Source organism: Rhizobium sp. HT1-10 (genome assembly GCF_049472505.1).
Taxonomy (GTDB): Bacteria; Pseudomonadota; Alphaproteobacteria; order Rhizobiales; family Rhizobiaceae; genus Rhizobium.
In genome coordinates this window covers 225,538-248,374 of sequence record NZ_JBCEBQ010000007.1, presented here as the reverse complement: position 1 = coordinate 248,374, position 22,837 = coordinate 225,538, and the positions used below count along the sequence as shown (strand labels likewise).

Annotated in this window: 19 protein-coding genes; 8 read left to right on the top strand and 11 right to left on the bottom strand. The window is 60.9% G+C overall.

Annotation, left to right across the window (positions count from 1 at the left end):
* Positions 1-66 precede the first annotated feature (66 nt).
* Positions 67-2,703, bottom strand: a complete 2,637-nt coding sequence (locus tag VH564_RS18375) for an MGH1-like glycoside hydrolase domain-containing protein (protein ID WP_423341301.1) — start codon at positions 2,701-2,703, stop codon at positions 67-69.
* Between the two features lie 228 nt (positions 2,704-2,931).
* Between VH564_RS18375 and VH564_RS18370 the strand changes: the two genes are divergently transcribed.
* Both VH564_RS18370 and VH564_RS18365 read left to right on the top strand, forming a co-directional pair.
* Positions 2,932-4,602 (top strand): FAD-dependent oxidoreductase, encoded by a 1,671-nt coding sequence (locus tag VH564_RS18370; protein ID WP_423341300.1) that lies wholly within the window; start codon positions 2,932-2,934, stop codon positions 4,600-4,602.
* Between the two features lie 404 nt (positions 4,603-5,006).
* Positions 5,007-5,216: a cold-shock protein gene (locus tag VH564_RS18365; protein ID WP_111221169.1), complete on the top strand. Its 210-nt coding sequence runs from the start codon at positions 5,007-5,009 to the stop codon at positions 5,214-5,216.
* Between the two features lie 84 nt (positions 5,217-5,300).
* Here VH564_RS18365 and VH564_RS18360 read toward each other — a convergent pair whose 3' ends face one another.
* From VH564_RS18360 to repA, 4 genes are all read right to left on the bottom strand, one after another.
* Complete coding sequence (locus VH564_RS18360; RefSeq protein ID WP_423341299.1) at positions 5,301-7,169, bottom strand: DEAD/DEAH box helicase; 1,869 nt, start codon at positions 7,167-7,169, stop codon at positions 5,301-5,303.
* A 195-nt stretch (positions 7,170-7,364) separates the two neighbouring features.
* Complete coding sequence (gene repC, locus VH564_RS18355; RefSeq protein WP_423341298.1) at positions 7,365-8,657, bottom strand: plasmid replication protein RepC; 1,293 nt, start codon at positions 8,655-8,657, stop codon at positions 7,365-7,367.
* A 153-nt stretch (positions 8,658-8,810) separates the two neighbouring features.
* Complete coding sequence (repB, locus tag VH564_RS18350; protein WP_423341297.1) at positions 8,811-9,851, bottom strand: plasmid partitioning protein RepB; 1,041 nt, start codon at positions 9,849-9,851, stop codon at positions 8,811-8,813.
* A 2-nt stretch (positions 9,852-9,853) separates the two neighbouring features.
* A complete protein-coding gene (repA, locus tag VH564_RS18345) occupies positions 9,854-11,065 on the bottom strand; it encodes a plasmid partitioning protein RepA (RefSeq protein ID WP_423341296.1) in 1,212 nt (403 codons plus the stop codon).
* Positions 11,066-11,418: 353 nt separating this feature from the next.
* On the opposite strand from repA, the gene VH564_RS18340 reads away from it, so the two are divergent.
* Positions 11,419-11,595: a hypothetical protein gene (locus VH564_RS18340; protein WP_423341295.1), complete on the top strand. Its 177-nt coding sequence runs from the start codon at positions 11,419-11,421 to the stop codon at positions 11,593-11,595.
* Positions 11,596-11,752: 157 nt separating this feature from the next.
* Here VH564_RS18340 and VH564_RS18335 read toward each other — a convergent pair whose 3' ends face one another.
* From VH564_RS18335 to VH564_RS18325, 3 genes are all read right to left on the bottom strand, one after another.
* Positions 11,753-12,850, bottom strand: a complete 1,098-nt coding sequence (locus tag VH564_RS18335; RefSeq protein WP_423341294.1) for an NADH:flavin oxidoreductase/NADH oxidase — start codon at positions 12,848-12,850, stop codon at positions 11,753-11,755.
* Complete coding sequence (locus VH564_RS18330; RefSeq protein WP_423341293.1) at positions 12,847-14,064, bottom strand: MFS transporter; 1,218 nt, start codon at positions 14,062-14,064, stop codon at positions 12,847-12,849. The genes VH564_RS18335 and VH564_RS18330 overlap by 4 nt, the downstream gene beginning before the upstream one ends.
* Before the next feature lie 152 nt (positions 14,065-14,216).
* Positions 14,217-15,509: a flavin monoamine oxidase family protein gene (locus tag VH564_RS18325; RefSeq protein WP_423341292.1), complete on the bottom strand. Its 1,293-nt coding sequence runs from the start codon at positions 15,507-15,509 to the stop codon at positions 14,217-14,219.
* 295 nt (positions 15,510-15,804) lie between these two features.
* On the opposite strand from VH564_RS18325, the gene VH564_RS18320 reads away from it, so the two are divergent.
* Positions 15,805-16,263, top strand: coding sequence for a MarR family winged helix-turn-helix transcriptional regulator (locus VH564_RS18320; protein WP_423341291.1), 459 nt, complete (start codon positions 15,805-15,807; stop codon positions 16,261-16,263).
* A 329-nt stretch (positions 16,264-16,592) separates the two neighbouring features.
* Entirely contained in the window at positions 16,593-17,621 is a 1,029-nt protein-coding gene (locus tag VH564_RS18315; RefSeq protein WP_423341377.1) for a fatty acid desaturase, read from the top strand.
* Positions 17,622-17,756: 135 nt separating this feature from the next.
* On the opposite strand, the gene VH564_RS18310 is transcribed toward VH564_RS18315, so the two are convergent.
* The 3 genes from VH564_RS18310 to VH564_RS18300 all read right to left on the bottom strand — a co-directional run bounded on the left by VH564_RS18310 (position 17,757) and on the right by VH564_RS18300 (position 18,727).
* Positions 17,757-18,137, bottom strand: coding sequence for a DUF6481 family protein (locus VH564_RS18310; protein ID WP_423341290.1), 381 nt, complete (start codon positions 18,135-18,137; stop codon positions 17,757-17,759).
* A gap of 38 nt (positions 18,138-18,175) precedes the next feature.
* Positions 18,176-18,388, bottom strand: a complete 213-nt coding sequence (locus VH564_RS18305; RefSeq protein WP_423341289.1) for a hypothetical protein — start codon at positions 18,386-18,388, stop codon at positions 18,176-18,178.
* A 129-nt stretch (positions 18,389-18,517) separates the two neighbouring features.
* On the bottom strand, positions 18,518-18,727 hold the full coding sequence (locus VH564_RS18300; RefSeq protein ID WP_423341288.1) for a cold-shock protein: 210 nt from the start codon (positions 18,725-18,727) through the stop codon (positions 18,518-18,520).
* A gap of 366 nt (positions 18,728-19,093) precedes the next feature.
* Here VH564_RS18300 and VH564_RS18295 point away from each other — a divergent pair, with 366 nt between their 5' ends.
* The 3 genes from VH564_RS18295 to VH564_RS18285 all read left to right on the top strand — a co-directional run bounded on the left by VH564_RS18295 (position 19,094) and on the right by VH564_RS18285 (position 22,821).
* Positions 19,094-20,038, top strand: a complete 945-nt coding sequence (locus VH564_RS18295; protein ID WP_423341287.1) for a transglutaminase family protein — start codon at positions 19,094-19,096, stop codon at positions 20,036-20,038.
* A gap of 36 nt (positions 20,039-20,074) precedes the next feature.
* A complete protein-coding gene (locus VH564_RS18290) occupies positions 20,075-20,902 on the top strand; it encodes a transglutaminase-like domain-containing protein (protein ID WP_423341286.1) in 828 nt (275 codons plus the stop codon).
* A gap of 116 nt (positions 20,903-21,018) precedes the next feature.
* Complete coding sequence (locus VH564_RS18285; RefSeq protein ID WP_423341285.1) at positions 21,019-22,821, top strand: adenine deaminase C-terminal domain-containing protein; 1,803 nt, start codon at positions 21,019-21,021, stop codon at positions 22,819-22,821.
* Positions 22,822-22,837 lie beyond the last annotated feature (16 nt).

Genomic DNA, 22,837 nt, shown 5'->3' with positions numbered 1-22,837 from the left:
GTCTTGCTGAGGGGCAGATGCGTGGCAATCTGTACTTGGCAAGTCCTGCGGACCTTTTCCCACCCGCTAACGTCCCACCTCGTCGATCAGGTTTGCAACGAGGGCCGTCCACCCGGTTTGATGGGAGGCACCGAGGCCCTTGCCCGTGTCCCCGTGGAAATATTCGTAGAACAACAGGTAGCCCGCGATGGAATTGCTGGCCGCCGATTGATCGTCCGAAGTCTCCCCCGATAGCGGATCGCGCAGGAACAGGCGGCTGAGGCGGGCGGTGAGTTCGTCCGCGACGGCATCGAGACTGAGGAATGTGCCGGAACCTGTCGGGCATTCGACCACGAAATCTTCGCCGAAATAGGCGTGGAATTTGCGAAGGGCGTTGATCAGCAGGAAATTGACGGGCATCCAGACGGGACCGCGCCAGTTCGAGTTGCCTCCGAACAATCCGCTCTCGGCCTCCCCCGGGGTGTAGGGAACGTCGATGGAGATCCCTTCCGCCTGGAACCGGTAGGGGTTGGACTGGTAGATCTTCGACAGCGACCGAATACCGAACTCGGAGAGGAATTCCTTCTCGTCGAGCATATGCCGGAGCAGCCCCTTCAGCCGGTGGCCGCGTAGCAGCGACAGCAGATGACTTTCGCCTTGCCCATGTTCGGTCCATCGCGAGACCAGCGCGGCAAGCTTCGGGCGGTTTTGCAGCAGCCAGCGCGATCGTCCAGCAAAGGACGGCAGCTTTTGGAAGATGTCGTTGTCGAGCACTTCGACAGCAAAGATCGGAATAAGCCCGACAAGCGACTGGATGCGGATCGGCACCGACGACCCGTTCCTGTGACGAAGCATGTCGTAGAAGAAGCCGTCCTCCTCGTTCCACAGCCCATCGCCCGTTTCGCCGATATCGGCGACCGCGCCGGCGATGAGCAGGAAATGCTCGAAATATTTGCTCGCCATGTCCTCGTAGACGGGATCGCTCAAGGCCAGTTCGATGGCGATCTTCATCAGGTTGAGGGCATACATCGCCATCCAGGCGGTTCCGTCCGCCTGATCCAGGACCATGTTGTCCGGCAGTGCCTCGGAACGGTTGAAAGGGCTGATATTGTCGAGACCGAGAAAGCCGCCCTGGAAGAGATTGCGCCCGTCGGAATCCTTGCGGTTTACCCACCAGGAGAAATTCAGCATCAGCTTGTGCATGATGCGCTCCAGGAAGGATACGTCATCGACCCCCGTCATTCGTCGGTCGATCTCGTAGACCTGCAGCGCCGCCCAGGCCTGAACAGGCGGATTGACGTCGGAGAAATTCCATTCATAGCCCGGCAGCTGGCCTGAAGGGTGCATGTACCAGTCGCGCGTCAGGAGCAGCAGTTGCTGCTTGGCGAAGTCCGCGTCGATCAGCGCCATCGGCACGCAATGAAAGGCAAGGTCCCAGGCGGCATACCAGGGATACTCCCAGGCGTCAGGCATCAGGACGACATCTGCGTTGTTGAGATGGCGCCAATCGGCGTTGCGCGCTTTCTCCCGTCCGGAGGGAGGCGGCGGCAAATTCGGGTCGCCGTCGAGCCAGCGCGGAATGTCCAGGAAGTAGAACTGCTTCGACCACAGCAGTCCGGCAATGGCTTGGCGATGCACGGCGCGTGCCGCATCCGAGCCAATGTCCCTCTGAACGGCCGCATAGAAGGCATCGGCCTCCTGCCGGCGCAGCGCCATGGTGGCGTCGAAATCCGCGAAGGGGTCCGGCGCCGCACCGTCCTCGCGCCAGCGAAGCCGCATCGATACCCGGCCTTTGGCGGGCACGTCGAAAATTCGTCTGGCCGCAACCTTGGTGCCGCCCTTTCGGTCGATGGCGGCTTCCGTTCCCGACACGACGAAGTCGTTGATTCCGTCCTTGAAGGGCCCGTCGGCGGCGACGGAGAACAGCAGCGGCTGGTTGGTATTATTCTCGCAGAACAGCAATTCCGCCGGATCCTCGGCGCTGAGACGCCAGGTCTTCTTGGCCGGCCGGGTTGCTAGTACGTCGCCATTTGCCTGTGCGGCCAGAAGCGGATGCTCCGGCTCATCGGACCAGGCCCAGGTGTTGCGCGCCCAGAGTTGAGGCAGAACATGAAGGCGGGCCGCCTCCTCGGCGGCATTCTCGACGGTAATCAGCATCAGGATGTCGTTCGGACCGGCCTTGGCATATTCGATGCTGACATCGAAGTAGCGATGGTCCGCAAATATCCCGGTGTCGCCGATTTCATATTCCGGTTCCATCCGGGTGCGGGACGCGTTTTCCGTGCGCAGCTGCGCATAGGGAAAGGCCGCCTGCGGATAGCGGTAGATCATCTTCTGGTAGGAATGCGTCGGTGTGGCATCGACGTAATGATAGACTTCCTTGACGTCCTCGCCGTGATTTCCCTCGCCATTGGCAAGGCCGAACAGACGCTCCTTGAGAAACGGGTCCTTTTCATTCCAGAGCGCCAGACCGAGGCACCAGCGCATGCTCTCGTCGCAGAACCCGGCAAGCCCATCCTCGCCCCAGCGATAGGTACGGCTTCGGGCGTGATCGAAGGGAAAGAAGTTCCAGGCATCGCCGTCGGCGCTGTAGTCTTCACGCACCGTGCCCCATTGGCGCTCAGAGACATATGGTCCCCAGCGCCGCCAGGCGACACCCGACTTGATCTCCTGCAGCCGGCGACCTTCTGCCGTTGCACTTACCGCATTCTCAACACTGGACATCGCATTCACCGTACTGAAACGAGCCACCTTGGCGCTCGTTGAACCGCATCAAGGTCGCGTGTGATCCCTAATCCCTCTGCAGGATTCGTCAAGCAAGCAGACGTTGATCAAAGGCGCGCAGGAAGGACGAAGAGCCGCCGGGTCGGCGACGCAGACGAATGCCAAACGCTGCTGACGGCAGCTCGAAGATCGGTCATGATAGAAAGGAAGCCAAACGGGGGATTATTGATGACGGATCTCAGCGCGCGACAGCACCAGATGTTTCCGGTGCTCAATCCACACCAGATGGAGACGGCCAAACGCTTTGCCAGCGGCGAGCCTCAACGCTTCGAGCCTGGCGATCTCATCTATAAGGTCGGTGACCACGCCGCACCCGCCTGGCTTGTGCTGGAAGGATCAATGGACGTCTTCCGTCACGAGGGCCTCTCCCACGAGGCTCCGATTACCACCCACGGTGTCGGCCAACTTTCGGGCGAGGTCAACCAGCTATCGGGCCGGCCGACACTTGCCGGCGCTCGCGCGGGAAGCACTGGATGTACGGCCGTCGCTTTCGACGCCGCCCATCTGCGGGCGCTGGTCATCGGATCGGCCGACGTCGGTGAGATCATCATGCGGTCGTTTATCCTGCGCCGCGTCGGGCTGATCGACGTGGGGGCGGGTTCCGTGCTCGTCGGGACCGCGGGGAACGCCGCACTCTCGCGGCTGCAGGGGTTTCTCGCCCGCAATGCTTTTCCCTATGTCGTGCTCGATGCCGCCAGCGAAGGTGAAGGCCGGGCGTTGGTCGAACGTCTCGGCATTCTGGCCTCGGAACTGCCGCTCATGGTCTGCCCCAATGGCACGGTGCTGAAGCGGCCGACCGATGCGGAGGCCGCTGCTTGCCTCGGAATGACGCCGGAGCTCAAGCCCGGCAAGGTCTATGATGTCGCCGTCGTCGGCGCCGGACCCGCGGGATTGGCGACCGCCGTCTATGCGGCGTCCGAAGGGCTCGAAGTCATCGTCATCGACGAACGGTCCGTGGGAGGCCAAGCAGGCGCTTCGTCGCGCATCGAAAACTACCTCGGATTTCCGACCGGAATCTCCGGCCAGGCGCTCGCGGGCCGCGCCTATAATCAAGCGCTGAAGTTCGGGGCGGAAATGGTGCTGCCGGTCGAGGTCCAAGGGCTGATCACACCCGCCGACGAGCGGGCCCCCCTTGGTCTCGACCTTGCCGGCGACAGGACGGTAGAGGCGCGCTGCGTCGTGGTTGCATCGGGCGCCCGCTATCGGCGACCGGACGTGGCGCGCATCGAGGAATTCGAAGGCAACGGCGTTTCTTATTGGGCGTCGCCGATCGAGGCGAAGCTCTGCGCCGGCGAAGAGATTGCCCTGGTGGGTGGCGGCAACTCGGCGGGGCAAGCCGTTGCCTATCTCGCGCCGCACGTCAAGACGCTGCATCTGGTTGTCCGACGCGCGCTGACGGAAACCATGTCGCAATACCTGATCGATCGAATAGCGGCGTTGCCCAATGTAGAGCTTCACATGGACAGCGAAGTCGTGGGAATCGACGGCGACGCCACAACCGGACTTACATCGGCGACCTTGCGCAGCCGACGCGATGAGAGCGAAAGGCAGCTGCCGCTACACCACCTCTTCCTGTTCATCGGCGCCGACCCAAACGCCAGCTGGCTGGCAGATCGCGTCCACACCGATACCAAGGGCTTCATCGTCACCGGCCGACCATATGATAACGGTGGCCATATCACCCGCATCCCCCTCCCCCTCGAGACCAGCCTGCCGAACGTCTTTGCTATTGGCGACGTGCGAGCCGGTTCAACAAAACGTGTCGCGGCAGCCGTCGGTGAAGGTGCCGCTGTCGTCGCCCAGATTCACGCCGCACTCAGTCTGGTGACCGTGAAATAGGAAGCCCGTACTCTGCTCGTGGGAAAGTGGCAGCGTCATCGCGATGACGAGACTGCATCGGAAGCGCCTGCTCCGAGAGCTTCATAGCTGATCAGGGAATTGATTTTAAATCATCATTGGCCAGAGCAGAACTCAATTGGGCATTAATTTCCGCCATGGCTCGTTAACCATATTTCTTTGACGTCTCATATGCGCCGAGCGCTGTCCGCCCCCGCTACATCCGGGTTGTGTCGTCAATCTGATGCAAATCATCCGTCGCCAGGCGATCTTGCCGACGTAACATGACGCCCTAGTTTTCCATCTGGTCTATTGAGGCGCGTCTAATTATCGACATTGCGCCTCGATATCGGTCACCACGCCGTGTTCCGCACGGTTAAATCAACACGACTAAAGGAAATACCGAAATGGCTTCAGGTACCGTCAAATGGTTCAACAGCACCAAGGGTTTTGGCTTCATCGAGCCTGACAATGGTGGGGCAGACGTATTCGTGCATATCAGCGCAGTCGAGCGCTCGGGTCTTGGCACGCTGAAGGATGGGCAGAAGGTCAGCTTTGAAATCGTTCAGGACAAGCGCTCCGGCAAGTCCTCCGCCGAGCAGCTGCAGGCCCTCTAAGCCACAGCTCTCGCTTGTCGGCTGAAACGAAAAAGAAGGCCGGTTGCCTGGCCTTCTCCGTCTCAGGTGCTCAATGTCTGCCGCTCAGCGCGGCTTGGGTGCGCCCTTGAACTTAGGCTTGCCGCCAGCCGGCTTTGCGCCATCCCGCGCAAAATCCGGCTTCTTGCTCCACGGCTTCTTTTCGCCGGGCGCAGCAGCCGATCCCTCCGACCGCCGCTCGAACTTTGCCGCCGGCTTCGCATCGGAACGCGGGCGGTTGTTCTTTTCGGCGAAGCTGCGCTTGGGTCCATCGTGGCCCTGTCGTCCGGCGTCCGGTGCACTGTCGAGCAGCTTTACGCGGATGCCCTTTTCCAAAGTCTTGTTCGGACCGATGGCGGCCAGGAAACGCTCGGCCGCCTCGCCCGAGAACTCCACGAAAGTCTCTTCCGGCTGCATCCTGATGGCGCCGATGTCGCGCTTGGTCAGCTCGCCGTAGCGGCAGATCATCGGGATGAGCCAGCGCGGTTCGGCATTCTGCTTTCGGCCGACGGACAGCGATACCCACTTGCCGTCGGTGAAGTCGGATCGAACATCCGGCTGCTGATCGTCGCGCGGCGCCGAAAATTCATCGCGGCGCGGCTTCTTGCGGTCATCCTGGACGGCGACGTCAAGAAGATCTTCCGGCGCCGAATGGGCAGAACGGTACTGGCGCAGGAAAGCTGCGGCCACTTGCTCGGCGCTATGTTGCTCAAGCAGCCGCTTGACGAAGTCGATCTCGTCCTCGCGAACGGCCTCGGTGAACAGCGGATCGGCGAGCAGACGCTCGTCGTCGCGGCGCGTGACGTCGTCGGCCGATGGCGGCTTGGCCCATGTCGCGTTGATGCGCGCTGCCTCAAGCAGGCGCTCAGCACGCCGGCGACCGCTGGTCGGCACAATCAGGGCGCTGACGCCCTGACGACCGGCGCGGCCGGTACGACCACTGCGATGCAGCAGCGTTTCCGGATTGGTCGGTAGATCGGCGTGGATAACGAGATCGAGGCCTGGCAAATCGATGCCGCGAGCGGCGACGTCGGTCGCGATACAGACGCGAGCCCGTCCGTCGCGCATCGCCTGCAGCGCATGCGTCCGTTCGCTTTGGCTAAGTTCGCCGGAAAGAGCAACAACGGAGAAACCGCGATTGTTGAAACGTGCCGTCAGGTGGTTGACGGCCGCGCGGGTCGAGCAGAAGACGATCGCATTCGGTGCTTCGTAAAAGCGCAGGACATTGATGATCGCATTCTCACGATCGCTGCCGGCGACGGCAAGAGCGCGATATTCGATATCGACATGCTGCTTGGTTTCTGCAGCTGTGCTGATGCGCACTGCATCCCGCTGATAGCTCTTGGCAAGCGTTGCGATCGACCGGGGAACGGTTGCCGAGAACATCAGCGTACGGCGCTCTGCCGGAGAGTTCTCGAGAATGAATTCCAGATCTTCGCGGAAACCGAGATCCAGCATTTCGTCGGCTTCGTCGAGCACGACCGCCTGCAATTCGGAAATATCGAGCGAGTTACGACGGATATGGTCGCAAAGACGGCCAGGGGTCCCGATGACGATATGTGCGCCGCGATCGAGCGTGCGACGCTCGGTGCGCATATCCATACCGCCAACGCAGGATGCGATGGTCGCGCCGGTCAGCTCGAACAGCCATTCAAGTTCGCGCTGGACCTGCAGGGCCAGTTCGCGGGTCGGCGCAATCGCCAACGCCATCGGCCGCCCAGCCTGGCCGAAGCGCTCGCCCTTGCCAAGCAACGTCGCCGCAAGCGCGAGACCGAAGGCAACGGTCTTGCCCGAACCGGTCTGCGCCGACACGAGGACATCGGAATCGCCGAGCTTCGGATCAAGCATTGCCTTCTGGACGGGAGTGAGCGCTTCATAACCGCGTTTTGTCAACGCTTGCGCAATCGGAGGAACTATGCCTTCGAATTCAGTCATATCTGGTCTTTCGGAATTCGGTGTTCGCGCCGGCAGAAAAAAACCCGGGAGGCGCAGATCGCCGCGGCCAGCACGTCGCGGGCCTCTTCATGAACCCGCTACATACGTGGTCTCCGTCGGAAAGTACAGAGCGCTCCGCCATATAGGCAGTTGCTATCCACTTGATGCTTAATTGCGACCAATTTTCCGCTGCGATCACGCCGATCTCCGTTCTGCACCGCCGTTTGCACGGGCAAGAGCCATGAGCATAGGACCGATGGCGAACTCGCCGCGTTCCGCACGCCGCGTCAGATCGCGGAGATAGCCGCCTGCCGAGTTTATGTGACCCGATCTTTCAAGCACGCAGGCCATCACAGTCGCCGCGTTTTCCGGGCCCATGATCTCGCATGCTTCCTCGTAGGCACTAGCGCTGACCCCGAGCATCGAGCGCACCACGACACCTGCGGTCATCATATCTCGCCAGCTGGCGATTGCCCCTCCGGGCCCATACATCGCGATTTCGGGGCAGGCGCGCAGGACGAGACCGAGCGGAAAGGCCTTCAACCCGTCGACGTGCAACGATTTCGCCGTGCCGGTAGCCCCTGCTGCCCCTGCCCGCCGTTCGACTGCCTTCTCGCCGCTGCTCACATTTCCCGTCATACCGGTGATATTGGATTTTTCGCCCTGCTTTTTTTCGAAAGCCGGTTCAATGTCAGAATTAGATTCGGGATTTGAATTCTGTATGTGCCGCTCGTTTTGAGACTCATTGCCGCTTTCTTTTTGTGTTTTAACACGCATTTCCAAAAGGTTGACCACTTCTTCCCGCAACATGGCCATCTCTTCGAGGATTGGGGCGATATCATCGACCGTGGGTGAACGTGGGATTTGCATCACCAAGCCACGAAAATGCTCGTACACGCCCATCCAGTCACCAGGAATTCCCTCATCGATGGCAGTCTCGATCAGTTTCGACACGTCTCGCCGGCACAGCGTGAGCTTCTCTCGAGTCACGCGCAGGAAAAGCCGATCGGCCACGACCTGCGCTGCCAATGCCTGGATCTCTTCGGAGCGCGCAATCAGCGGCGCAATACTGAAACCGAAGGCCTGCTCCACCGCGCCACTGCCGCTTCGACGAACGTAGCGCTTGCCGTTCGGGCTGTCCCTGCGTATCAGCAAATTCGCTTCGACCAGCGATGCCAAGTGCCGCCGTAAAGTCGCTGGTGCGATGCCATGGGCGCGCAATGCCAGTTGGGCGTTGGAAGGAAACACGACCAGGCCGTGCTCCGACGACAAGACATTGCCCGGATAAAAGCTCAGAAGCGCGTTCAGCACGGCCAGCGCGCGATCCGTGACCCCCAGCACTGGCCTTGCTTCGCACAGTGCCCGAAACAGCTTCCATTTGTCGACCGATGCGTCGGCGCCGATCTCGTCTGCATCATACTGGTTTGCCAGCATGGCAAGCGTCATCGATCGCCCACCGAAGGGCGTCGATATATGTCCGATCTCCATTCTCTCTCACCTTATTCAAGGCAAAAGAAATCCGCTCACCCAATTCGGTGCCAAAGACTCTTGACTAAGATTCGTGGAAATGTGATTCTCTAAGCGCCAACTATGAGAAGGGCTTCCACGACGGCAACGTTTGGGGGCCTTTTTCTTTTGCGGTTAGTCTCCCGTTTCTGACTTGGTTTCGTCTTGAAAGGCCTGATAGAGCCTGTCGAGATTTTTTGTGATGTAGGCGCCGAAGGCCGGGCCATTCTTCGCCTTCAGGGCAATCGTAAACTTCTTCCCGCCGGCCTTGATTTCAGCCTTCGCAGCGCCGTTGTCGCCCAGCCATTCGGACACCGGTTGGGCCGAAGGGACTGTTGCTTTGATAGTGCCCCTGCCCGCCAGAAAGCGGCTCAGCAGATCGAAGCGGTCGTCAGGCACTGCATCGCGGAAATCCTGGGTGGCAATGAATTGCTCGGCTCTCACGGCATTTTCCGCGGCGTCGAAGCGGGTGGCGAGATCGTGCCAGCGATCGCGGCCGACGGCGAGCGCCGGGCCTATGGCATCCACCACCGTCTTGGGGATGCGATTGATCACCGACAGCATCTTGGAAACAGTCGTCTTGTCCGCACTGAGAGCCGCCATGATCGTTTCCCGATCGAAAGTGCGCTCTTCAAGCCGGCCCGCAAACATTGCCCGCTCAATGAAGGAGAGGTCTGCACGAGCACTGTTCTCCTGGCCCTGCGCGATGACATGGTCGCGATCGTCGAGCTTCTTGACGACCGCACGCACGGGCCGCCCCAGCGTCTTCGCAGCCCTCGCACGGCGATGCCCGAAGGCAATCTGGTATTTTCCGGGATGAGCGGGATGCGGCCGCACCAGAATGGGCGAATCCTGACCGCGCAAGCGGATGGCCTCCACCAGTTCCTCGAACTTGCTGTCCAGCTGAACGAGGCGGTCGGAAATGAACGAGTCCTCGATCATGTCGGGATCCAGCTCAATGACCACTTCGCCGGCGGTCAGCTTGGCTTCGATTTCCTTGGCTGCATCTGCTTTTGCCGCCAGTGCGTCTATGCTGCGCGTCACGGCTCCGAGCGCCCCGACCCCCTTGTAGCCGCCGGACCGTTCCGGCGCCGGTGCAGTTTGCGGCGAGTTTACTGCGGTAAACTTCTCGCCCGCTTCGGAGATCAACCCGGAAAGAACATTCTTGCGTGCCATGATCAGCGTCCCCATGCCTTGTGCACAAGACCAGCGATTTCGGCGTTGACGGCTTCCATCGATTCCAGCGCGCGATCATAGGTCGTCCGCGTAAACTGGCTGCGATCCACCTCGTAGAGTGTCTGGTTGGTCAGCGCCGCATCGGAGATTGCGACGCTTCGCAACATCGGGTTGGTGAGCACGTGTTGCTTGAACATGGAGCGCATGAAGGCGACCATCTGCGTCTGCGGGCCATCGGTCGGATCGTAGCGCGTCACCAGATACCGCATCCAGTCGAGGTTCATGTCGGCGCCGGCACCCTTGAGGGTGTTGAGAATCTCGCCCAGCATCTGCAGGAATTGGCACATCGACATCACGTCGAGCATCTGCGGATGAACGGTGATGAGAACGGCAGTGGCAGCGCAGATCGCGCTCATGGTCAGAAAGCCGAGCTGGGGAGGACAGTCGATGACAATGACGTCGTAATCGTCAGACACCGAGGAAAGCGCCTCATCCAGTCGGGCAAAGAAGATCCGCCCGTAGTCATTGCCCTGCCCTTGCGCCAGGATCCGCGGCGTATCGTGCTCGAACTCCATGAGTTCCAGATTGCCGGGCACGATATCCAGCCCGGGGAAATTGGTTTTCCGGATGACTTCCTTGAGCGGCCGCCGCCGTTCGTCGTAGCGGATTGCGGCGTAAAGCGTCTCGTTTTCGTCAAGGTCGAACTCGGGCTGGAAACCGTGAATGGCGGAAAGGCTTGCTTGCGGGTCGAGATCGACCGCGAGCACACGATGGCCGGTCAGCGCCAGATGCTGCGCAAGATGGGCTGCGGTCGTCGTTTTGCCCGAGCCACCCTTGAAGTTGACAACTGCAATGACCTGGAGGTGATCCTGGGTCCGGCGATGCGGGAGATAGCGCTGGCCTGCGCGACCGTTCTGCTCAAGGTAGTGGCGCATTTCGAGCAGCTGCTCGGCAGTGTAGGACCTGCGACCCGATGGTGTAACCTGCGGCAGGGGCCCCTTCGATTCGAGAGACAGATTGCGCAGATGACCGCTGGTGACGCCGAGAAAATGCGCAGCTTCGCTCAGATGAAACTGGCGGAGGGTCTTCTGGGCCGTCGGCGGGAACATTTCCAGCCGGTGCTGCTTCAGCTTGTCGGAAAGCTCGCGGGCCTGACCAATGATCAGTTGGTCCACCTCCGAAATCGGCTGTCCAAACGGTGCTGCCATATTCATGTTAAATTCTCGCAAATGCGGTTTGTAAGCTATCTCGCCAGTCAAATCGCATTTTTGCCCGATTCTCATCCGCGAGCAAGGCCCTATCGTTAACGGCCTGAAGACATACAGACGAACTAACATGCAGTTTACCGCAGTAAACTCGCTCACACCGTTCTTCGGCTTTCTCCCGACGGGCTCATCGCCCGCCAGACCGCTTCTGAATGTGCGGCACCGGACCGTGGGTTTTATTATGAAACAATTGCACCGCTTCGGCATTAGGGAATTGACCCCTCACCCAAAGCTGGTGGACGCAAGCTGCTGCTACTTCGGGTGTACGGCGTCGCCTATTGTAGATATCTACGGAGGATCACATGGAAGAACCGAAGAAGCGCCGGCTTCAGCTGTCGAAAGAGCAAAAGAGACTACTCGCCGAAGCGGCGACCCAGGCGGCCTTTGCAGACACAGAAAAGCGCCGCAAGGAACGTGAAGCCAAGACGGCGCGCTTGCGGGCCCTGCGCCTCGCCCAAGCGCCGGATGCTCGTCAGTAAGACCGTAGCCTAAACCTCAGGCTCCACCAGACGCCTGCGGAAGCGAACCGCCTCATCCCTCTGGGATATTCCGGCACCAAGCCAGACCATTCTCAAAATTTGATAGCAGTACAGTGGCCGAGGGAAATCCCTCGGCCGATGCTCTTTGAAGCGGATGTCAACCGCGACGGAATAGCTTGCTTTGTCCATGCGGCGCGGCGCGGAGATAGGACGGCGGCACTTCAATGGTCGCTCCAAGCTCGGCAGCGGCATGCCACGCCCAGCGCGGATCATAGAGCATCCCCCGAGCCAGCGCGACAAGATCGGCCTTACCACTGGCAATGACGTCTTCGGCTTGGGTCGCCTCCGTGATCAGTCCGACGGCGATGGTTGTCACACCTGTCGCCTGTTTGATCTGCGCCGCAAAAGGCACCTGGTAGCCCGGCCCGGCGCTGATCTGCTGTTCCGGCGAGATCCCGGCGGATGAAACGTCGATAAAGTCGACCCCACGTGCCTGCAGCGCCTTGACGAAGGCGATACTCTGCTCGACGTCCCAGCCGCCATCCATCCAATCGGTCGCCGATAGTCGGACACCAACGGCCTTGTCTGCCGGGAAGGCAGCGCGGACGGCATCGAACACCTCGAGAGGGAAGCGCATCCGGTTTTCCAGAGAGCCCCCATACGCGTCAGTCCGCCGGTTTGAGATCGGTGAGAGAAACTGGTGCAGGAGATAGCCGTGAGCGGCGTGCAGCTCGACACCGTCGAGACCCAGGCGCGCCGCGCGCTCGGCCGTCGAGGCGAAAGCCTGGCGCATGCGGTCGAGGCCCGCAGCATCGAGGGTCGTCGGCGCGCGGTCGCCCTCCGTGTGCGGAATGGGGGAGGGACCGAAATTCTCCCATCCACCGGCGGATAGATCGACGAGTTTGCCGCCCTTCCAAGGCACCGCGCTGGACGCTTTCCGACCGGCGTGTCCCAGCTGCATGACGATAGCGGCCTTCGAGACCAGTCGCATGGCCTTGATGACCGGCTGCAATGCAGCCTCGGTGTCGTCGTTCCATAGGCCGAGGTCACCTGCCGTGATGCGGCCAGCTGCCTCGACTGCCGTTGCCTCGAGAAAAACCATGCTGGCGCCCGAGAGTGCCAGCCCGCCGAGATGCACCTGATGCCAGGCCGTCGCCTTGCCGTTGTCGGCAACATATTGGCACATCGGCGAGACGACGATGCGATTGGGCAAGGTCAAATTGCGGATCTTAAGGGGAGAGAAAAGAGAACTCATGGGCTGTTTCCAATCACGTTAGGGGAGGCGGGCTTGGCGAAGGCGTAGAGAACAGACAGCAACATGGCGCAAAACGACAGCCCTGCCACCATGGCGGAGGCGACGTCGACGGCGAACTTCAGTCCATCAACCGTCGCGATTTCACCGAGCAACAGCGCGGCGATTCCTTGGCCGAGATAGGCCACCAGGAACAGTGCCGACAGGGTGCCGCCCCGATGGTGGGCCGGAGCATTGGAATTGAGCAGACCCAGGCCGCCGGCAAAGAGCAGGCTATAGGCGATGCCGCCGAGCACCAATGACATCGTGAACAGGCCGAGCGAATGCTGGCCGGCAGCAAATACGAGAAGCCCCACAGAGAGAACAGAACTTGTGCCGCCTATGAGGATGGCCGTGCCTGACCGCAGCTTTCTGCCCGGAATGGCGACGATGCCGCCGGCCAGTGCGAAGAGGGCAATTGTCGCGCCGTTGACCAGGACGTTCTGCGAGCCGATGACGTCGTGGGCGATTTGCGCGCCAAGCGACAGGTTGATCGTACCCATGGCATACGAAGCCGTCACCGCCACCGTCGAAGCCGCGAAAATTTTGCGCAGCTCGCGCGGGATGACGATCGGCTTCATGCGCCAGCGACCGGGCGCTTCTGCGCTCGTGTGGCGCGGCAAAAACCATGTCGCTGCGAAAACAGCAGCAAGGACGACCATCAGCACGACGAAATTCAGGCGCGTTGGCAGTGGCGCATACTGGATGAGAAATCCGCCGATCAGTGCGGCGCAGATGAGGCCGGACACCTGCGACAGTGTCGTGATGGCGCTTGCCTTCTGCTCGTCGCCGGGCTTGCTGAATTCGACGAGCGCTGCGGCGGAAGGCCCGGCTGATAGCCCGACGCCGATCCCCATGAAAACGCGGCCGACCAGAACCCAGGCAAGGTCGCGAGCCACGGCAAACAGAAGGACGCCGATGAGCGATGCGGCAAGACCGTACAGCATCGTCCTGCGCCGCCCGATATAATCGGAAATGTCCCCAAAGCAGACAAGGATCAACACCACGGCGATCGGATACACGGCAAAAATCGTGGTGGTGGCAAGTGGCGTCAGTCCCCACTCGCTCGCATAGAGCGGATAGGTCATGGCGGGCGCGGCGCTGGTCCAAAGCGTGTGGGCAACAACGGCGGCAGCCGTCCAGAAACTGGCCCGGCGTCCAAAGGTGTGATGGCTCAACATTATTTTCCTAGAGGCGAGGGAGGCTCTCAAAGAGCAAGGGATGGATTGCGTGGGGGCATAATCACATATGCCACCCGGGTAATGACTGCGGTCCGGGGAGAAATCCCGAATCGCCTAGATTTGCTTGGTGCGCTCTGCATGGGCGGTATCTATGTCGATGAACGGTTCTCCCTGACCGCCCCAACCGTCGATCCAGACGCAGAGGCCACACTGTTCGCGGCAGCGATGCCGGTCTCATAGGCCCCATGGGCGGTGGAGTAGCGAGATAGAGAGCAGGCTTCCCCGGCGAAGAGCAGACGCTCATCGACTGACGCCGCAAGCACGGCCCTTGCGGCGGATGCACCGGGCAGGGCGTAGGCATAGGAGCCGCCAATATGTGGCGATGCTGCCCATCCCGAAATCGCCGCAAACTTCAGATGACGGCGGATATCGCTGCCGAACAACCCGGCAAGCTCCTCGTAGGCAAAGGACAAGGCGGCATCTTCGCCTTCGCTCTCCAATTCCCGCGCCAGCGGTCCGGCAAAGTAAGCTTCGATCGTGGCTGAGCCGAAGGGGCGGATCTGATAGCTACCCGTGGCGCTGCTGGTTGGCGATCCGTAGGCCTGTATGTCCACCGGCATATCGAGTTCAGGCGAAACCGCGAGGAACAGCTTGTTGGCAAGGCCGAGGGGGAGGGAGGCTGCGGCCTCGACTTTTTCCGGCAGTGCCGGCGTGAAGCGGATCGCCTGAGCCGCCAATATGTTCGTCGAGACCGTCACGATCGCCCACTTCGCGCGCAGCGTGCCGCAACTGGTCGTGAGAACCACACTATCGGCCGCCCCGTGATCGATGTGGCTGACGATGGTCTTCAGGCGGATATCCAGGCCTTCAGCATATCGCCCAATCAACGTGCCGTAGCCTTCGCGAACGCGCCAGTCCGGCCCCTCACCAGGCGCGTAGTGCCTGTAGTCGATCAGTGAAGCCTGATCGAGCGATGCGCCGTTCAGATAGGTGCCGATCGCCTCTAGCCGCGCATTCGCCGAATGACCCGGTTCGAGCATCGCCGACAACGGCACGTCGGTTTCAGCGCTGTAACCATCAACACGCGCAAAGAAGGCTTCGATCCCGTCCTCCGCCTCAGGGTCGGATTGGAGGCGCCTGCCGCCTTCGCTCCATGGGGCAGGGGTTTGATCGACCGTCAGGCCAACATCGCCAGCAATTTTCCGCCACGCGTTCGTGCGCGCGCCATGCAGCCAGCCACAACCAAGATCGATGGGCTCGCCCGCCAGCAGCTCCGGTCGCAAGCTGAGCGCGCGACCGCCTATCCGCGATCCGGCTTCAAGGACCAGCACAGACAAGTGCGGACAGATCGTCTTCAATTGGCGGGCGGCGGCCACACCAGCCGCTCCGGCGCCAACGATCGCGACATCGACCTCACTCCGGCTCCGCTCTTGGAATTGCATCAACGTCTCCAAATCTTGTCGTATGACATAATGACTATGAGCACAGTTTCAAATCCTGAACGTCGCCGGCTGCTAATTTCTCTGTCGAGCGATGAGCGTGTGACAGAACAGCGTTACCGGGAGATTCCGCTGCGCTTGCTACGAATGCGCGCCGGGCAAGCGCCAGAACCGACCATCCGCCGCGGTTTCAGCGGCATGAAGCTTATTCCACATCAAAGAAAGCCGCGATGCCGAAAGGCGTTGTCTGTCTCTCTACGATAGTTACAATGGCGCGTATGAGGGGGGGGGTAATGTAATGGCCATCAAGGAGCTACACGAAAGGTTGGGCATCAATCTTGTCCTTCTGGCACGGCTGTATCGCAGGGCGCTCGATAGCGCCCTTAAGCCCTACGCCCTGTCAGAGGCAACCGTTCTGCCAATCCGTTACATTGCCCGGCTTGGGAGTAACATCCGCCAAGGAAACCTCGCCGAAGCCCTGAACCTCGAGGGGCCGACGCTGGTGCGGGTCCTCGATCAACTTGCGGAACTCGGTTACATCGACCGCATCGAGGACGTGCAGGATCGGCGCGTCAAGACGCTTCGCCTGACCCCTGCCGGCGAAGAGTTGAACATGCAACTGAACTCGCTGCTCGCCAACCTCCGCGCCGAACTTTTCGAAGGCGCAAGCGAGGAAGACGTCAACGCCACATTGCGCGTCATGTCTCAACTGGACGTCAACCTTCAGCGCCGACGGCGGCTCGAACTGGCGAGCTGATTCGAGAATCCCGATCCGCTCAAAGCCGTGAGCGGGCATGCCGTTAGCCGGCTATCGATATGCGCCGGTTGTCAAATTGCCCATGCGGCGCAGTCATGAGCTTCGGCGCCGGTGGCCGGTTGGCAGCCACTCGATCTGGTATCACATCCGGAGTTGGAGGCAGAAAATAACATGAAAGCGCCTCAATGATCGAATAGCTTTGGCATCAGAGAACCATTTGCTGTATGCCATGGCCAGATGGCATTTCGCGCTCCGATCTGAAGTGGTCAGGCATCGCCCGTTACCCCTATACCATTTGTGCAGAAAGCTCCACGCCGTTGATCAACGCCATGCCTAAAACCGCGCCCGCTGCTATTTCGAACGAAAAAGCCTGGCTCAAGATTCTTTCCAAGTACCGCCAGCCCCACGCTGCCCGAAGCTCCTTCGAGCTGGCAGTAACGATCATTCCATTCATTGGTTTCTGGGTTCTGTCCTGGATTGCCGTGCATTACAGCTTCTGGCCCGGACTGATCCTGATCGTACCCGCCGCAGGCTTCCTGCTTCGGCTGTTCATGATCCAGCACGACTGCGGCCATGGGTCGTTCTTTGCGCGCCGTCGAATCGACGACTGGACGGGCCGCATCATCGGTATCCTGACGCTCACGCCCTACGACTACTGGCGAAGGGCGCATGCCGAACACCATGCCTCCGCCGGCAATCTCGATGAGCGAGGCGTCGGTGACATCGCCACGCTGACGATCGCCGAATACCAGGCGCTGTCGTTTCGCGGTCGTCTCGTTTACCGGCTGTATCGCAATCCGGTGGTTATGTTCGGTATCGGGCCGATCTGGCTGTTTCTCTTCAAGCAGCGGCTGCCCTTCGGCATGATGCGCTCTGGGCTTCAGCCCTGGGTGTCGACCATGGCCACCAATGCGGCCGTCGCCATCATCGCCGCACTGCTGATGTGGGCGGTTGGCGTCGTGCCCTTCCTGATGGTGCACCTGCCGATCGTGGTCTTGGCCGGTGCCGCTGGTATCTGGCTTTTCTATGTGCAGCATCAGTTCGAGGAAACCCATTGGTCGGAGCCGCCGGAATGGCAGTTTCCGCATGCAGCCCTGCACGGCGCATCCAACTACGACCTGCCGCGTCCGTTGATGTGGCTCACCGCCAACATCGGCATCCACCACGTCCATCATCTGGCCAGCCGCGTTCCCTATTACCGCCTGCCGGAAGTGCTTCGCGACCATCCCGAGCTCCGCAATGTCGGGCGCATCACGATCATGGAAAGCCTGCGTTGCGTAAAGCTCGTCCTCTGGGATGAAAAAACCCGCCGGCTCGTCTCGTTCCGCGACGCCGCCGCGGTTCCAGCGCAAGCCTAGGCTGGCATCGAAGCCAACGTTGGCCCAGGGTGATCTCACATCGCCCTGAGCAAACGGAAGGCTCGGCTCAACGGCCATCAAAACGCAGAAAAGCCGGCCCTTGGAGGCCGGCTTTTTCAATTGCTCAGAGAAAGCTTAGCGCTGGCGCGCCTTGCGGGCGGCATAGCGGCGGTCGCGCTCCGCCTTGCGGGCCGCTTCGTCGGCAGCCATCTGCTCGATGCTCTTGACGGCTTCGGCTTCCTGGGCTTCGGCCTGGGCTTTCGCCTCCGCGCTGGCGGCGGCGGTCCTGGCTGCCGCTTCGGCCAACTGGCGGGCATATTCCTCACGCTTCGCCTGCTCGCGTTCTGAGCGACGGGCTTCGCGTGCTTCGGCTGCCGCCGCGCGCTCGGCGCGCTTGGCGACGACATCTGGGTCGGTCGGCTTCGGCGCCGTGGCGAATTTGGTCAGAAGCTGCTTCTTGGCTTCATTGGCAGCCTTGCGGCGCTCGGCAAAACCATTATCGTTTACATGTCTCAAGCGGTCGTCGTCCTTATAGATGGTTTAGCCCATCGCACTCAGCGATTAGGGGCTGTTTTGGCCTTGCCTACCTGTGGCACAGCATTGGCCTCTCTTTCAAGTCGCAATTCCCGCAGCCGTGCGGTCTTCGCATCCCGGTCAGCGGCAACCACATCGATCTCGGCGTTCGCCCTGGTCCGGGCAAGGTATTCCGTCTGCGTCTTGCTGAAAGCGATCTCAGCCTGCTCGCGGGATTTGGAGTTTTCCGTCACCTGTGATCCTCCTCAAGGCGGGGCTTCGGCATTATGCGAAAAAGGCCAGACACTATGTCTGACCTTCCCTGGGACTAAAGCCGCTGCAACATGCCGGTACATCCGTGGTCATGGCGCCGCTAAAGGCCGTTATGCAGCCTGGAGCTGACCGGCAGACATCTTGCCCGACTTGTTGTCGCGCTCGAGTTCGAAGGACAGCTTCTGGCCCTCGACGATTTCGCGCATGCCGGCACGCTCGACAGCCGAGATGTGAACGAACACGTCCGCACCGCCGTTGTCAGGCTGAATGAAGCCGAAGCCCTTTGTGGAATTAAACCATTTTACTGTGCCGGTGGCCATGACGAACCCTCCCCTTAGCAATATCGTTTCAGCCGGGCGGCGCCCGGCAGGCATAAGTCGATTTTTGAGAGGGGAATTTCGTAAAGAAAGCGTCAACCGCCAGCAAACATAAATATCGCAAACAACTATCGATGCGAAATAAATAGTCCCTTATTGTTTGATTGTCAAGTTTCGGACAATTGACCTCATGGTTGTATACGTGCCCCTGCATTTGCGGTCGCCGGAATTAAACCATATTGACGGATGCCATCTTATTGGCGGACTAGGACTTCCGTTATCCGCGGCGTCAGGGGAAACCACGGAATACGGCAAGCCGCTCGGAGACAATGGAGCGGCTGACAGACGGCTTGCGAAGGGCATACGACGATGACAATTTTTTCCGTAAGGCACATCACGGTCTACCGTTACAAGAAGCCGGTGGCGTTCGGCGAGCACCGGTTGATGTTCAGGCCGCGCGACAGCTTCGACCAGCGGCTTCTCGAGGCAACCTTGATGGTCGAGCCGAAACCGAGCAGCGTCCGCTGGATGCACGATGTCTTCGGCAATTGCGTCGCGCTGGTCGAGATCGATACGCCCGCGCGCGAACTCCGTTTCGAAACGCGCATTCGCCTCGACCATACGCCCCAGGTCGCCCTCAATTTGCAGATCGACGATAGCGCCAAGCAATATCCCTTCGCCTACGACCCCGATGAACTCGCCGACCTCGCGCCGACCATCGAGCGCCACTATCCCGATCCTGAGCGCGAGGTGGAGAAATGGGCGCGGCAATTCGTGCGCATCGGCCAGCCGACCGAGACGGGCCGCATGCTGATGACCATGTGCTTCGCTATCCATGAGAGCTTTGCCTATGCCCGCCGCTCGGCGCGCGGCACGCAACTCCCCATGGAAACCCTGAAGCTGCGCAAGGGCACATGCCGCGATTTCGCGTTGCTGATGATTGAGGCGGCGCGCTCGCTCGGTCTCGCGGCGCGCTTCGTCACCGGCTATGTCTTCGTCCCGAGCCGTGACGATTCCACCATCCGGGGCGGCGGCTCCACCCATGCCTGGTGCCAGGTCTATCTGCCGGGCGCCGGATGGGTCGAATTCGATCCGACCAACGGCATCGTCGGCAATCGCGACCTCATCCGCGTCGCCGTGGCCCGAGATCCGCGCCAAGCCATTCCGCTGACAGGCAGCTATGATGGCGAGGCGGACGATTACGAAGACATGACGGTGCAAGTGAACGTGACAACGGAGCGCCCGACCGATAGGCTGAAGGAAAAGGGCGAAAACGCCATGGAACAGTCTTCTTCCTGCAACGTTCACAGGTGACCCATATCTGGGCTACCCACCAACAAAGGCTAAGTGATGAAAATACGTGCCGGCTTCAGCATCGCGTACGACTGCCCGCAGCCCACTCCCATGCTGCTCTGCCTGAACATTCACCCATCACGCCGCGTCGATCTGCTGACCGATCAGGTCCTGACCTTTGACCGGGACATCGAGGCCTCCGGCTATACGGACGGTTTCGGCAACTCTTGCTCCCGCATCGTCGCTCCCGCCGGCGTGACGACGATTTCGACGGAGTTCGAAATCTACGACACCGGCCTGCCGGACAACATTCCCGAAGATGCCGTCCAGCACGAGATCAAGGATCTGCCGAACGAAGTGCTGGTCTACCTGCTGGGCAGCCGCTATTGCGATACCGATCGCCTGGCGACCTTCGCCTGGTCGCAGTTCGGCAACACGCCCTACGGCTGGGAGCGCGTGAAGACCATCCTGAACTTCGCCCATAACCAGATCAGGTTCGACTACCAGCAGGCCGATTCCACCCGCAGTGCCTTTGGCGGTTTTACCGACAGGGTAGGGGTGTGCCGGGACTATGCTCATCTGGCGATCACGCTCTGCCGCTGCATGAACATTCCGGCCCGCTATTGCACCGGCTATCTCGGCGACATCGGCGTCCCCGTCGATGTCAATCCGATGGATTTCAGCGCCTGGTTCGAGGTCTATCTCGGTGGCAACTGGCACACGGTCGACGCCCGGCACAACAAGCCGCGGATCGGGCGTATCCTGATGGCAACAGGCCGTGACGCCACCGACGTCGCGCTCACCACCAACTTCGGCCCGGCAAATCTCGTCCGTTTCGAAGTCGTCACAGACGAGATTCCGTCGGACGGCGCGCCCCAGCGTTAACCCGAAATCCTGCCTGAAGAAGGCGAATGCGCCGGTACCCGCATTCGCCTCTTTCGTTTGCCAATCCGCTTTCGTAGCATGGTCATCACAGGCCCTCGAATCGTGATTGGATGTACATGACCACGCTCACCCGCTTTTCCGTCAAGCCGCTCTCCACCATGACCCGCAACCTCGCCGATGTCGCCTCGGCCCGGCGCGAACCGGACCTGGTCATCGGTGACGCGCGCGTTCTGTCGACCTATTCCGAGCGCATTCTTCCAGACAGGGAAATCTGGGTATCCGGCGGACGCATCGCCGCCGTCAAGCCGAGCGGCAGCTACAGGGGCAGTGCGGCGAAACGCTACGACGCGCGTGGCGGCATCATCGCCCCAGGCCTGGTCGATCCGCACATACACATCGAATCCAGCATGGTCACCGCCTGCGCCTATGCTGAAGCGGCCTTGCTCAACGGCACGACGACCATCTTCTGCGACAGCCACGAGATCGGCAACGTCATGGACGTGGCCGGCGTCGAAGCCATGCTCGAGGATGCCCGGCAGGCGCCGCTGTCGATCTTCCTGACGGTCCCAAGCACCGTGCCGGCAACCTCGCCACATTTCGAGACGGCAGGCGGCGATCTGACGCCCGGCAAGATCGCAGCCCTGTTCGACAAATGGCCCGAGGCCGTCGCCCTTGGCGAAAAGATGGATTTCGTCCAGGTGGCGATGGGCGACGAGCGCAGCCATGCAATCCTTGCCGCCGCGCTGGAGCGGGGCAGGCCGGTCTCCGGCCATGTCTACGGCCGCGAATTCGTCTCCGCCTACGCCGCCTCCGGCGTCACCGACACCCACGAGGCGATCGATCGCGACATCGCCGACGACATGCTCGAGGCCGGCATCTGGCTGTTCCTGCGCGGCGGACCGCCAACCACGCCGTGGCACAGCCTGCCGCTCGCCATCCGGACGATCACCGAGCTCGGTGCGTCCCATAAACGAATCGCCGTCTGCACCGATGACCGCGACGCCGACGACCTGCTGCTGTTCGGCCAGGACTGGGTGACGCGCGAAGCCGTCAAAGCGGGGATGACGATCGAGCAGGCATGGTCGATGGGCTCCCTGCATGGCGCGACCCGCTTCGGCATGGAAAACGAGATCGGCGGCCTTGGGGGAGGCAGGCGGGCGGACCTGGTTCTGCTGACGGACGAACTGAAGCCAGTCAGCACCTGGTACGGCGGCGAACTGGTGGTCGACGACAGGAAGATCACCTCCGTCCTCGACGAGGCGCTCTCAAAGCCATACCGCTATCCGGAAGCCGCCTACCACACGGTCAAGCTGCCGGCCAATCTCAAGCTGACACCCGATCTGCCGACAGTCCCTGTCATCGCCCACACCATCAAGACCGAGCTTCCGGGCATCACGCTCGGCCACGTAAAACTCAGACTTGAGCCGGCGAACGATTGGCAGACGCACTTCGAGCGCCACGGGCTATGCTTCGTCACGGTCATCGAACGCCACGGAAAATCGGCCGGCAATGTTGCCCATGGGCTGCTGAATAGCTTTGGTCTGAAGAAAGGCGCTGTCGCCTCGTCGGTCGGTCACGACAGCCACAACATCATCGTCGCCGGCACCAATGAAGCGGACATGCAGATCGCACTTGCGGCGATCGAGGAAAAGCAGGGGGGCGTCTGCGTCGTGATGGACGGCAAGGTCACCGCCATGGTGCCTCTGCCGATCGCCGGCCTGCTGTCCGACAAGCGCGTGCACGAAGTTGCCGAGGAAACCAAGCTGCTGAAGATTGAGTGGGAAAAGGCGGAGTGCACCATCGCCTATATGGGCTTCAACCTCATTCCGCTGTCGGTCATTCCGGAAATCCGCATAACCGACAAGGGCCTGGTCCTGGTGCCCGAGATGGAGATCGTTCCCCTGTTCGAGCCAGCCTGATGTTGAAGGACGCCCG

Bases quoted from the DNA above. Each gene is read 5' to 3' on its own strand.
- VH564_RS18290 (WP_423341286.1), top strand. From the start codon at position 20,075: ATGAAAATACGTGCCGGCTTCAGCATCGCGTACGACTGCCCGCAGCCC.
- VH564_RS18375 (WP_423341301.1), bottom strand. From the start codon at position 2,703: ATGTCCAGTGTTGAGAATGCGGTAAGTGCAACGGCAGAAGGTCGCCGG.
- VH564_RS18360 (WP_423341299.1), bottom strand. From the start codon at position 7,169: ATGACTGAATTCGAAGGCATAGTTCCTCCGATTGCGCAAGCGTTGACA.
- repB (WP_423341297.1), bottom strand. From the start codon at position 9,851: ATGGCACGCAAGAATGTTCTTTCCGGGTTGATCTCCGAAGCGGGCGAG.
- VH564_RS18295 (WP_423341287.1), top strand. From the start codon at position 19,094: ATGACAATTTTTTCCGTAAGGCACATCACGGTCTACCGTTACAAGAAG.
- VH564_RS18365 (WP_111221169.1), top strand. From the start codon at position 5,007: ATGGCTTCAGGTACCGTCAAATGGTTCAACAGCACCAAGGGTTTTGGC.
- VH564_RS18315 (WP_423341377.1), top strand. From the start codon at position 16,593: ATGCCTAAAACCGCGCCCGCTGCTATTTCGAACGAAAAAGCCTGGCTC.
- repC (WP_423341298.1), bottom strand. From the start codon at position 8,657: ATGGAGATCGGACATATATCGACGCCCTTCGGTGGGCGATCGATGACG.
- repA (WP_423341296.1), bottom strand. From the start codon at position 11,065: ATGAATATGGCAGCACCGTTTGGACAGCCGATTTCGGAGGTGGACCAA.
- VH564_RS18285 (WP_423341285.1), top strand. From the start codon at position 21,019: ATGACCACGCTCACCCGCTTTTCCGTCAAGCCGCTCTCCACCATGACC.
- VH564_RS18335 (WP_423341294.1), bottom strand. From the start codon at position 12,850: ATGAGTTCTCTTTTCTCTCCCCTTAAGATCCGCAATTTGACCTTGCCC.
- VH564_RS18370 (WP_423341300.1), top strand. From the start codon at position 2,932: ATGACGGATCTCAGCGCGCGACAGCACCAGATGTTTCCGGTGCTCAAT.
- VH564_RS18320 (WP_423341291.1), top strand. From the start codon at position 15,805: ATGGCCATCAAGGAGCTACACGAAAGGTTGGGCATCAATCTTGTCCTT.
- VH564_RS18325 (WP_423341292.1), bottom strand. From the start codon at position 15,509: ATGCAATTCCAAGAGCGGAGCCGGAGTGAGGTCGATGTCGCGATCGTT.
- VH564_RS18340 (WP_423341295.1), top strand. From the start codon at position 11,419: ATGGAAGAACCGAAGAAGCGCCGGCTTCAGCTGTCGAAAGAGCAAAAG.
- VH564_RS18300 (WP_423341288.1), bottom strand. From the start codon at position 18,727: ATGGCCACCGGCACAGTAAAATGGTTTAATTCCACAAAGGGCTTCGGC.